The organism is Prevotella sp. AM34-19LB, assembly GCF_003468525.1.
Classification (GTDB): Bacteria; Bacteroidota; Bacteroidia; order Bacteroidales; family Bacteroidaceae; genus Prevotella.
Genome location: NZ_QSIG01000014.1, coordinates 58,488 through 70,265 on the forward strand (window position 1 = coordinate 58,488; position 11,778 = coordinate 70,265).

Annotated in this window: 7 protein-coding genes and 2 pseudogenes; 4 read left to right on the forward strand and 5 right to left on the reverse strand. The window is 47.0% G+C overall.

Translation table 11 applies throughout. From position 1 onward, the window contains the following. Window positions 1–2 precede the first annotated feature (2 nt). Window positions 3–2,285: an alpha-N-acetylglucosaminidase gene (locus tag DW830_RS06230; RefSeq protein ID WP_119249296.1), complete on the reverse strand. Its 2,283-nt coding sequence runs from the start codon at window positions 2,283–2,285 to the stop codon at window positions 3–5. Window positions 2,286–2,496: 211 nt separating this feature from the next. On the opposite strand from DW830_RS06230, the gene DW830_RS06235 reads away from it, so the two are divergent. From DW830_RS06235 to menB, 4 genes and pseudogenes are all read left to right on the forward strand, one after another. Further along, the gene (locus tag DW830_RS06235) at window positions 2,497–2,949 is read left to right on the forward strand and encodes a PaaI family thioesterase (RefSeq protein ID WP_117661516.1); all 453 of its coding nucleotides are present in this window, start codon (window positions 2,497–2,499) and stop codon (window positions 2,947–2,949) included. Between the two features lie 3 nt (window positions 2,950–2,952). Then, window positions 2,953–3,999, forward strand: a complete 1,047-nt coding sequence (locus DW830_RS06240; RefSeq protein ID WP_119249297.1) for an isochorismate synthase — start codon at window positions 2,953–2,955, stop codon at window positions 3,997–3,999. Between the two features lie 71 nt (window positions 4,000–4,070). Next, a complete protein-coding gene (menD, locus tag DW830_RS06245) occupies window positions 4,071–5,834 on the forward strand; it encodes a 2-succinyl-5-enolpyruvyl-6-hydroxy-3-cyclohexene-1-carboxylic-acid synthase (RefSeq protein ID WP_119249298.1) in 1,764 nt (587 codons plus the stop codon). Window positions 5,835–5,916: 82 nt separating this feature from the next. Then, window positions 5,917–6,737, forward strand: a pseudogene (gene menB, locus DW830_RS06250) (1,4-dihydroxy-2-naphthoyl-CoA synthase). A gap of 205 nt (window positions 6,738–6,942) precedes the next feature. Here the strand turns inward: menB and queF are convergent. From queF to DW830_RS06270, 4 genes and pseudogenes are all read right to left on the reverse strand, one after another. Then, a pseudogene (gene queF / locus DW830_RS06255) lies at window positions 6,943–7,397 on the reverse strand (preQ(1) synthase). A gap of 67 nt (window positions 7,398–7,464) precedes the next feature. Further along, window positions 7,465–8,154, reverse strand: coding sequence for a queuosine precursor transporter (locus tag DW830_RS06260; protein WP_119249301.1), 690 nt, complete (start codon window positions 8,152–8,154; stop codon window positions 7,465–7,467). Between the two features lie 281 nt (window positions 8,155–8,435). Further along, window positions 8,436–8,843 carry an Hsp20/alpha crystallin family protein gene (locus DW830_RS06265; RefSeq protein WP_089543473.1) on the reverse strand — a complete coding sequence of 136 codons (408 nt, stop codon included), beginning with the start codon at window positions 8,841–8,843 and terminating at the stop codon, window positions 8,436–8,438. 293 nt (window positions 8,844–9,136) lie between these two features. Continuing rightward, window positions 9,137–11,383 carry an inorganic phosphate transporter gene (locus DW830_RS06270; RefSeq protein ID WP_119249299.1) on the reverse strand — a complete coding sequence of 749 codons (2,247 nt, stop codon included), beginning with the start codon at window positions 11,381–11,383 and terminating at the stop codon, window positions 9,137–9,139. Between the last annotated feature and the right edge of the window lie 395 nt (window positions 11,384–11,778).

Below are 11,778 nucleotides of genomic sequence, written 5' to 3' on the forward strand. Positions count from 1 at the left end.
AATTACTTGATGAAATGAATGACTTCTTTGGCTATGTCTGCAGGCTTTCCCTCTGGCTTCGATGAGTATGGGTTCTTCTGCAGGGTCCATGGCTCCTCCAGCGCATACCAGTCGATTTTCGGAGCACTAGGCAATGCCAGTTGGAAGAGTTCTCCGGATGTCTTGCCGGCATTCTTGCCTGTACCCAAAGCCTCGTAATCGATGTTTGTGCAAGCCGCCATCTGGTCGGCGAGTGCTTTCATATAGGTACTCCAGCGCTTGTAGTAGAAGTCCTTCAGCAATCCTTGCCATTCCTTATGTCCATAATCTCGCAAACCGCCATCATCGGCACAGACACGGTTGCCCCATGTGGTAATCTGTACGCGGGCATTCCATTCATAGAGGTCTTTCTCTTCAGCGGTCTTACCCAGGTTGCGCGCTTCCTCTATCCAGTGTCCCAGACGAAATTCTGGACGCGTGGCGAGCAGCTTGTCCTGCAGCAGAATCATCTTCAGAAAACGGTCGGCATCCTTGTCAAACTCCTTGCGGGAGAATGATTGATAGTCGGCGATAGCCTTCCAGTATTGTTTGCGCCCCTGGTCGGCGATAGCCTGGCGGCAGATATCTACCAGGTCGTACTCATAGTTGTTATTGTCACGGTATTTGTCTGCTACACTGGCAAAGAGGATGGCAGCCTGTCGGGTATCCTCCGGGTCGTAATAGTTGCGCATCTTCGACCAGCTGGAAACCTGGAAGTTGTTGAGCGAAGGGCGACCGCAGAAGATGCTCTCGTGAGTACCCTGCTGGTTGTTACCCACCGGACAGTTGTAGATGCTCTGTGCCAGGAGCGCCCATGCCTTCTCGATGGTAGCATCGTGTACCCCGTAGCGGGCATAGCAGTATTCCTTGAGCCAGTCTTCCTTGGTAGTCTTTTCGGCACGCCAAGGCAGTTCGCTCATCAGTTCAAACATTACAGGGTTGTTTTCCGAGCCTTCCATCGTGAAGCCCCAACCCTTGAGCGTTTCTCTATTATGATTGTCTTCTCCCTTTTTTCCTGTTGCCAGGTAGAAGTTGTTCAGCAGCTGGTCCATTCTTCCATGCAGGCCCACATTGCCTCCGAAGTTCTCAAGCATACAGAAGAGCCACTGGTGCTTGCCGTAACCGCCATCCCGCTTCAGAATGCTAGGACCGCCAAACATCGGACGGCATTCTGAGAAGAGGTCGAGTACCAGAATATCGCCAACCTTTAAGTCTTCAATCATCTGAGGGCGAGGGTTCTCGTTCCATCCCTGTACCACCCAGACCGCTTTTGGGTTGGCGCGCTTCATCGCACTCATCAGCACCTGTCCAGCCTTGGCATAATCCACGGCAGCATCATCTCCACTTTCATGGAAAGGATCCATCGAATAGAAATCTGATTTTCCGTAGAGCTTGGTCAGTTCCTTATAATATAGGTCGGCGATTTCTGTAAATCTGCTATCGGTAGGAGAGAGGTTGGCAGGACGCTGGTAACCGTTCCACTTGCCGGCATCCGTCACGTTCAGTCCCAGTCTCTTTTTGGCATCATGAGGTACCATTCCGCAATAGCCCGGTAAGACAGGTTTCATACCCATCTCCTTCATTCTGGCAAGAATCTTTTTCTGCAGGTTTTCCTGCTGTTTATACCAGCTCTGCGGCAGCGGACCTCCCCAGCCTTCCAGGTTATTCATCTCCCACCAGGCAAGAAAAGCTGGTCCGGCGATGAACTTGCCTACTTCTTCCTCTGAATAACCGAGTTTCAGGAGCATATTGCGCCATACGCATTCTGTGCCCACGGCAGCCAGCGGCATATTGATGCCATGCAATGCCATCCAGTCTATTTCTTTCTGCCATCGGTTCCAGTCCCAGAAAGCCATCGTATAAGAGAAGGTGCAGTAGTTGAAGTCGTAACGAAGTTTGAGATCGGTTTCATGGCGCTCTTTCTGTTTCACGGCAGGAAGAACGTTTGGCAATTTTTGGTTCATATTGTTCCAGGTGATGTGGATGCCGGCATGATGTTTCAGATACCAGTTGATGCCCACGGCAATATTGACCCAAGAGTTGCCTCGGATGATGATAGGATTGTTTTTGCCTGCTGGTTTAGGCGCAGTGGTGTTCTTGCCATTTCCAGCCTGGTCTATCTCGAAGAAATCCTTGTCTGATTTTACAAGGATGGTCTTAAACTTGGTAGCAGCCCCCTTATCGATTCGATTCAGTAAATCGTCTGCCGGATTAGCGTATGCTCCCAGAGTAACGGTGCATAATAGTCCTAAAAGTAATTTTTTCATAAAATTGTTTGTTGTTGTTTCAATATGCTGCAAAGATAGTGGAAAAAGCCGATAATGCCAAGCAAAAAGTGCTTAAAAGATTAAAAAAGACTTATTTATTTTGTTTTGTCTTTAATTTGCATTACTTTTGCAGGAAAATGAGGTGAGGAGTGAGCTGGACATCCGTTCGCTCTTATCCCCCTAAACGACCAACTTTAAATTTTGATAAAGGATGAACATAGATGAATTAGTAAAGAGAATCAGCAAGACCGATGGACTTTCCAAGACCCTCGGCATGCATTTCATATCTACCCCAGAGCCTGATACGCTTCAGGCTTCCATGAAAGTGGATGAGCGTAACCGCCAACCTTTCGGATTCTTGAGTGGAGGTGCCTCTCTGGCTCTTGCCGAGAATGTAGCAGGCATTGGCTCCCTGGCTTTGTGCCCGGGACAGATTGCTGTGGGCATCAATGTGAGTGGTACTCATGTACAGGCTGTGAGTGAAGGAGATACGGTTACGGCATACGCCAAACTGGTACACAAGGGCAGAACCTTGCACACTTGGGAGGTAGCCATCAAGAATACAGCCGGTGAGTTGATCTGTACCGTGCAGGTAACCAACTATGTGTTTACTCCAAAAAAGAAAGACTCAAAGAAAGAAGAATCTAAAAAGACAGAAGAATAAGGTATGACAGCATTTGCATATTATCGTTTGCCTTATCTGCATCATGCTCATTATGTGGCGCAGCGGGAGGGTGAGCCTGAAGTGCTCTCCTCGGTGGCGGAACTGAATGGCAAGGAGGGCTTTGTGATAGCTCCTTTCTCGCCGTCCGGCGATTGCCCTGTGCTGCTCATTCATCCGGATGAAAGCAAACTTTTGCCCATTTCTGATGCAAAAGCGATTTCAATATCTGATTCTGCTCAGGGAGAAGACGCTTCTGATCGTGATGCCTATGCCGAAGATTTTGAATGTTTTCATCAGGAATTGGAGAAAGGTACTTTCAGAAAGATTGTGCTGGCAAGAAAGGCAACTGTGCGAACTGCTGATAAGGATTTCGAAAATCTCTTCATGAAGGCGTGTCGGATGTATCCCCGTCTCTTCGTCTCTCTGGTTTATACCCCGCAGTCGGGAATGTGGCTGATGGCTACTCCTGAGATTCTGCTCAAGGGAGAACAGGGAAATATGAGTACGATGTCGCTGGCGGGTACCCAGAAGGCGGAACCTTCCCGCACCGTTGCCGATTATCCGGTGGAGGGCGTGGAATGGTCGCATAAGAATCAGGAGGAGCAACAGTATGTCACGGATTATATCGAAGATTGCATCAAGGCTTTTGCTGACGATTATCAGCTCAAGGGACCTTATACCACGATGGCAGCAAACCTCTATCATCTTCGTACGGATATCAGTTTCCGTCTGCGGAATGAAGGCAGGTTGGGAGATGTGATAGATGCACTCTATCCTACGCCTGCAGTCTGCGGTATTCAGAAGGAGGAAGCCCGCCGGTTTATCCTGCAGCATGAGCATCAGCCCCGCAAATACTATAGTGGTTTTGTAGGACCTATCTCTCCGCAAGGTAAGACCCATCTCTTCGTTTCTCTGCGCTGCATGAATATCCTGCCGGATGGAGTCTGTGAACTCTATGCTGGTGGCGGATTGCTCAAGGAAAGCGAGATGGAAAAGGAATGGAAAGAGACTGAAGCTAAGATGCAGACCATCAGACGTGTGTTGCTTTAGCAGAGATGGTCTGATCATCAGGAGTGTTTTTCTTTGATTAATTATAAAATCTTATTTATAACTTAGTTCTCGTGTTTAGTAATATCAATAATGTCAACATTCTAACGAGTGTTCTGGCATCTCATGGTGTGAGAAGAGTAGTGGTTTGCCCAGGAAGCCGTAATGCGCCTATAGTGCATAATTTTAATGAGATGGAACGCATTACCTGCTATCCTGTTACCGATGAAAGGAGTGCGGGATTTGTGGCTATGGGCATCGCTATGGGTGATTCTTCTCCATTTCCCGATCCGGTTGCGGTATGTGTTACCTCCGGTTCTGCATTGCTCAATCTCTATCCGGCAGTCTGCGAGGCATATTATCAGAAACTGCCTATCATCGTGATTTCGGCTGATAGACCTGAAGCTTGGATCGGACAGCAGGATGGACAGACCCTGCCACAGGCCAACGTCTTCGGAACGCTGGTCAACAGGAGTGTGAATCTTCCGATTATATCCAATGAGGAACAAGCGTGGTATTGTGAACGGTTGGTTAACGAGGCAATCTATGATTGCATGTATCGAAAGGTAGGCCCTGTACATATTAATATACAGATTCCTGAACCGCTCTATCAGTTTACGGTAGCTGAACTTCCTAAAGTTAATTCTGTGAGGCATGTGCAAAGCAATGAATTTAAAAGCAATGTTATATATATGCTGGATTTTATGGGTGCTAAAAAGCCAATGGTTGTAATGGGACAAGATTGTCCGCAAACCAGAGTTCGTGCCATCGGTTACCTGTCTTCACGGGCTGTAATGCTTGTGGAGCCTACAACTTTGAATTTGCCGGACAGAGATTGTCTAGACTCGGATTTCAAAGGAAGTCCTAAGGTGGTAAATTTTGATGAGGTATTGTATAAGGTGGGGGATGATGAGGATTATATGCCTGATTTTATACTCTATGTAGGAGGTAATTTGGTGAGCAAGCGACTGAAGCAGTTCCTGCGTCTTGCGGCAAAGAAGGGAGCAACGGTATGGCGTGCAAGTGCCGATGGAGATTACATTGATACCTTTATGCATGTTGACAAAATCTTCCAATGTGATGTTGATCAGATGGCGTTGGAGATGATGTCGTACGAATCTTATTCAGAAGATAATGTGAATGCGTATAGGGAGAGATGGGAGAAAGTGCTTCTGGCGGCAAAGCGTCATGCTTCTGATTACGAACCGCCTTTCAGCAGTATGGCAGCTGTAAAGGCATTTCAGACAGCTTATGAGGCTCTTCCGAAGGATGATATCCTTGAAAGCCGTCTGGTTTATGGCAACAGCATGGCGATTCGTCTGGCTTGTATCTATTCCCACTACTATGTGCATTGCAATCGTGGAGTGAATGGCATCGAGGGCACGTTGTCTTCGGCCGTTGGCTTGTCTATTTATCTTTCGGAGTCTCATTGTTCTGATGCCAAGAGTCAGCAGAAGGCATTCTGCGTACTGGGCGACCTGAGTTTCTTCTACGATCAGAATGCTCTCTGGAACCAGAATCTCAATGGCAGCCTTCGCATCTTGTTGCTGAACAATGGCGGTGGAGCCATCTTTGCCAAGTTCAAGGGATTGAAGGAGAGTGCTGCGCGCGAGAAACTGGTGATGGCTGAGCATTGTACCTCGGCTTATCACATCTGCCAGGCACAGAATGTTGCCTATCAGAATGCTGATGACATGAGTTCGCTACGCAAAGGCATCGACTGGCTCATCCATACCGAGTCTGACAGACCGATGCTTCTGGAGGTGCTGACGGATATAGAAACAGATAATCAGGTTCTGGAAGATTATTATAATAGTTTAGAGTTATCATCAGAGTAAGAAGGATGAATCATCCTTTCTGAAGGTAGCCGGAAAGTAATCATAAAGTTCAAAGTTCAAAATTCAAAGTTCAAAGTAGAATATGAGAGAATGGAAAAAGATAGAAGGTTTTGATTTCAAGGAAATCATCTTCGAGGAGTATAATCATATCGCTAAGATTACAATCAATCGTGAGCGTTATCGCAATGCCTTCACCCCATTGACCACCTGGGAGATGGCGCAGGCTTTCAACTACTGTCGTGACTGTCTGGATATCCGTGTGGTTATCCTGACGGGTGCTGGCGACAAGGCGTTCTGTGCCGGTGGTGATATGCATGTGAAGGGCAGGGGTGGATATGTAGGCAACGATGGTGTGCCTCGTCTCAACGTGCTCGATGTGCAGATGCAGATTCGCCGCTTGCCTAAGCCGGTTATCGCTATGGTGAATGGTTATGCCATCGGTGGCGGTCATGTGCTCCATGTGATGTGCGACCTGACCATCGCATCTGAGAATGCCATTTTGGTCAGACCGGTCCTAAGGTGGGAAGCTTTGATGCCGGTTTCGGTTCTTCTTATCTGGCACGAATGGTAGGTCAGAAGAAGGCTCGTGAAATCTGGTTCCTCTGCAAGCAGTATTCTGCAAAAGAGGCTGAGCAGATGGGAATGGTGAACAAGGTGGTTCCTCTCGATCAGTTGGAGGATACCTGTGTAGAGTGGGCTGAAATCATGATGGAGCGTTCTCCTTTGGCTCTCCGTATGATCAAGGCTGGATTGAATGCCGAGTTGGATGGTCAGGCTGGTATCCAGGAGTTGGCTGGCGATGCCACCATGCTCTATTATACTATGGATGAGGCGCAGGAAGGTGGCAAGGCTTTCCTGGAGAAGCGCAAGCCTCGCTTCGAGGATTATCCTCAGTTCCCATAAACAATCTCACGGATGATAAATTCTGTGTTTGATAAATAAAAGTCCCACAGATTTCACAGATTTACACAGATATTTCTTTCTTCCGAAAAAGCAGGGCGTTAGCCTATCTGTGTAAATCTGTGAAATCTGTGGGAGTTTTTTTGCTTATATTTTGATAAATAGATGTATTGCTCAGTGGGGTAAACTCCATAGAGCGAAATCGAATTTACTCGTGTGTGGCGAAACGCTGTTCTGCAAGCTTCTCATATTTCGTGCCTGGCTTGCCATAGTTGGCGTAAGGCCAGATGCTGATGCCGCCGCGAGGAGTAAAGATACCTGTTACCTCAATATATTTTGGATCCATCAACTTGATGAGGTCCTTCATGATGATGTTCACGCAGTCCTCGTGGAAATCACCGTGGTTGCGGAAACTGAAGAGATAGAGTTTCAGGCTCTTGCTCTCTACCATTTTCACATCTGGAATGTAGCTGATGCGAATCTCTGCAAAGTCTGGCTGCCCCGTGATAGGGCAGAGGGAGGTAAACTCAGGGCAGTTGAAACGTACCCAGTAATCATTGCCAGGGTGCTTGTTGACGAGGTCTCCAATACCTCTGGCGCATAATCCATTCTATATTGGGTTTTGGCACCCAGTGCCTTCAACCCATCTTCTTTTCTATCCATTGTTCTATTCTATTGTTTAATTCTAATGTTTCATGTTTGTTTTTGGAGCAATCTCTTTCTGAAAGCTTTAAATCGATCCTAACTTGAAGATGTTATAGGAGATGTTGTTGTCATACACATCCTCGCCCTCATGCTTCTTGATAGCATTGACCACACGGATGGTGATAGGCAGCACGATGATTTCATACACGGTCTTCAGTACCACCTGCCAGAGCATCAGCCAAGGCAATTCTGATGTAGGAACGATTCCACCCAGGGCAAGAGGGAAGAAGATAAGGCTATCGCAACTCTCGCCGGCTACCGTACTCCAGATGGCACGGGCTGAGAAATGCTTGCCGCCATCTCGAATCTTCATCACGCTCATTACGTAGGCGTTGGCAAAGGAACCTACGATGAATGCCACGAAAGAGGCGGCTGCAATGCGGGGAGCCAGACCGAAGATGGCATGGAAGCCGGCATCGTTGGTCCAGTAGGGAGCGGCTGGTATCCAGTCGCAGATGGCACCCAGGGTTACGAAGAAGAAGTTCATGGCGAAGCCGATCCAGATGAGGAGACGGGCTTTCTGGTAGCCCCATACTTCGCACACCACATCATTGATGATGTAACTTACCGGGAACACGATCAGACCGCCGGTCAAAGAGATGGGACCAACGGCGATTTGCTTTGTTTCGAGCACGTTTGCCGCAATGAGACAAACGCAGAAGAGGATGCTGAAAAGCATAAACAGCACACTCACTTGAGTTGTTTTCTTTTCCATTTTCTTGTTTTTTACGAGGTTTACCAAGCACTCGGGTTATACTTACCTTTTAATTCGGGCTGCAAAATTACAACATTTCTCTCTAACTGCCAAATCTTTACCCGTTTTTTTGCATAAAAAAAGCCCCAAGTACTATCACTAGCACTTAGGGCGATATGTATTAACTAAACCTAACTTATCTAACAATTAAACCTAAACTAAACAATCTAACCTATACTAAACAAACTATTCAACCAAAACCTAAAAAACAATCTGCTTATGAAAAAACTAACCAAAAACACTTATCCTATTGAAATCTGGCGCGCAATCTTCTGCTCCTCCTGCTGCATCTTAGGCAACTGGATGGTGAGTACACCGTCAGCTACGCTGGCAGAAATCTTCTCCTTGTTGACATCGTCAGGGAGAATCAGGGTCTGTTCAAACTTAGCGTATGAGAACTCGCGACGAAGATAAACGTGCTCCTCCTGCTCAGGCTGATGCTTGTTCTCCATTTTAATATGGAGATCGCCATTTTCATTGAGGTTTACCTCAAAATCATCCTTGCGCATTCCTGGGGCTGCAAGTTCTACTGTATATTTTGTCAAAGACTCCTTGACGTTGATAGCTGGGGCTGTAGTATTAGCCTTCTGCATATTACCCTCGTTGAAGAGTCCGTTAAATACCTCTGGTATCCAAGAATTTCTGTACATCATAATCTTAACCTCCGATTATATTTTAATTATTATTATTCGTTATTATTTATGTTGTGTAGCGAATTACTTGTCCGCTTACACTTCCTCTTTTACAATCCCCGTACCAAAGTGTAAACTTCTGTCATTTCGGCAGTAAATCTGAAGAAATGCAAATAAAAGCCTTAAAACGACCCAAAAAGGTCCGACATTCTGTCACGAATGCCGGACCTTTTATCATTCATGTTCTTCGTATAATAAGAGAGCCTTCGTTCTTCTCGGTTCACCGAGAGTCCCCCTGCTCCCCATATCTTTTATTTCTCCATAAACTTCTTGGCAGCTCTGAGCTGGTGTCTCATCACGCTCAGGAACTCCTGGCTTTCCTGCAGTACATTCAGGTAAACCAGCGAAATCTGCATCAGAGAATTATCTGAAAGATGCTGCATGCGGTCGATATGCTTCTTGCGAAGTACGCTGAGTTCATCCTTGCAGGCATCTGCCTCGGCGAGAATCTCACGGTAGTTCTCGTAGCGGCTGGTCTCTATCTGCTCGCAGCTCATAAGCATCAGGTCGTTGATCTTCTGACGTACAGGAGTAAACTCCTTGGTATATTCTGCAGGAAGCGGATTGAAGTTGTTGTCCACGTGCTCCTTGATAGGGTCGAGCATACGGCGCAGAGAGTAGATAAACTGCTGGTTGCTGTTGGCACCCAGGTGGAACCAGGTGTTGCGCTCGATGGCAATCTCCATAGGAGATTTCTTCAAACCGAGCATCTCCTGGCGACGAAACTTCTTCAGCATGTCCTGCTCCTTCTTCAAGTCCTTGTTGGCATGACGGAGATTCCTAGGATTCTCGTTGGCAAGACCATCCATAATCTGGTTGAACTCGTTGAGGGCAAAGTGGCAGACGAAGCTCTGGGTGCGGGATACCTGGCGACGAAGCAGATCCCATACAATCTCCGGATCGTGTGAGCGCATCATCAGCTGGAATGTGCTGCCCTTGCTCTCTTCCTTTGCCTTCTTGTTATACTGGATGTTGCTGCGGATGAGCAGGAAGATAACCAATGCCATGAAGCAACTCTGGATTCCTACACCGCCGAAGTGCATGATGAGGCAGACGATAGCGCAGGCTGCGAAAGCTACACCGGCTGTGATAAACCATCCACCAATCACACTCAATACTCCGGTTACACGGAACACGGCACTCTCACGGCTCCAGGCTCTATCTGCGAGTGATGAACCCATAGCCACCATAAAGGTAACGTATGTAGTAGAAAGTGGCAACTTCAGGTTGGTACCGATGGTGATGAGCATACTTGCCAATACCAGGTTGACAGCTGCACGAACCACGTCGAATGCAGCGCTTTCTTCCAACTCTACATCGTTCTTGTCGAATCGGCTGTTGATCCAGTTCATCAGAGCCTTTGGCAAGAACTTCTTCAACCATGAATCAGTAGCCTGGCAGTTGCGTACTATCACGCGGGCTGCGGAAGAACTTCCGAACATCTCGTCACCCTCGTCCTGACGGCTCAAATCTACAGAAGTCTTGATTACGTTCTGAGCCTTCTTGGAGGTTGCCATGGCGATGATCATCACCGCACCGGCTGCGAGAAGATACACTGGGGTAGTCTTGGCACTATCCATCAGAGAAGTCATCATAAACTGGTCTGGAGTTGCACCGTTGCCATTTGCCATATAGTCCTGATAAGAAGAAAGACCTGCGAGAGGCACACCGATGAAGTTTACCAAGTCATTGCCGGCGAAAGCCATCGCCAGGGCGAAAGTACCCATCAATACGGTAAACTTGAAGATGTTGATGCGGCAGAGATGCAGGAACTCCATCACGATGGCTGAACCCACGAAGGTGATGCAGAGCAGCAAGCCGAGGTTCTGGTCGATATAATCACGCCATTCAGCAGGCAGGTAAGGACTCTTGCCCAAACCTTTCATAAAGATGAAGTAGGAGAGGGCTGTGAAGGCGATACCACCGAAGATGGCGATGCTGTAGCGTGAATGCTTGCGATAGTTGAAGGTGAAGACGATGCGGGAAAGCCACATCACGAAAGCACCAAATACGAAGGCGATGATAACAGATGAGAAGATACCCATGATTACCTCCAAAGCCTTGTTGCTATTGAGTAATATGCCATAGTTCAGGCTGTCATCGCCATACATCTTCAGAGTAGCGAGGATGAAGGCACCTCCCAATAACTCGAATACCAGCGAAACGGTGGTTGAAGTAGGCATTCCCAGTGTATTGAATACATCCAGAATAATGACATCCGTTACCATCACGGCTAGGAAGAGCGTCATCACTTCCTCGAACGTGAAGTGATCTGGACTCATGATGCCATGTCGGGCGATATCCATCATTCCCGATGACATAATGGCACCCAGTACCACACCGCAGGATGCGATGATCAGTACAGTGCGAAACTTTGCCACCTTAGCTCCGATGGCAGATTGCAGGAAGTTGACAGCATCGTTGCTGACTCCCACGAAGAGATCAAACACTGCCAGACAGAGCAGGAAGATCACAATACAAAGATAAATCGTACTCATTATTATATTAATGTTTATTGTTTATTTTTTCCCCTCGTTTTCGGTTGCAAAGGTACGTAAGGGATGTTACAGGTGATTTAAACAGGTGTTACAATCCTGTTAAAAACATTTTTTCTTCGATTTTTTAGAAAGAAAGCATTATCTTTGCACTCGTTTTTAAGGTAAAGTAGTATATAACAATAGTTCGTTAATAATTCAATAATGTGCTAAGCAGCTATACGCTGTAAGCACGAGAGATCTTTGAAAATCTTGCTAATTAAAGTTCGGTTCGGGGTGTACCCGCTTGCTTTAAAAATTCGTTTCACCAGATAAATGTTGGTCATCAGTGACTTGAATGAAGACATAGAATATTCCATTCCCATCTCCTTCATAGTTACCTTGGCAACATTTAGTGA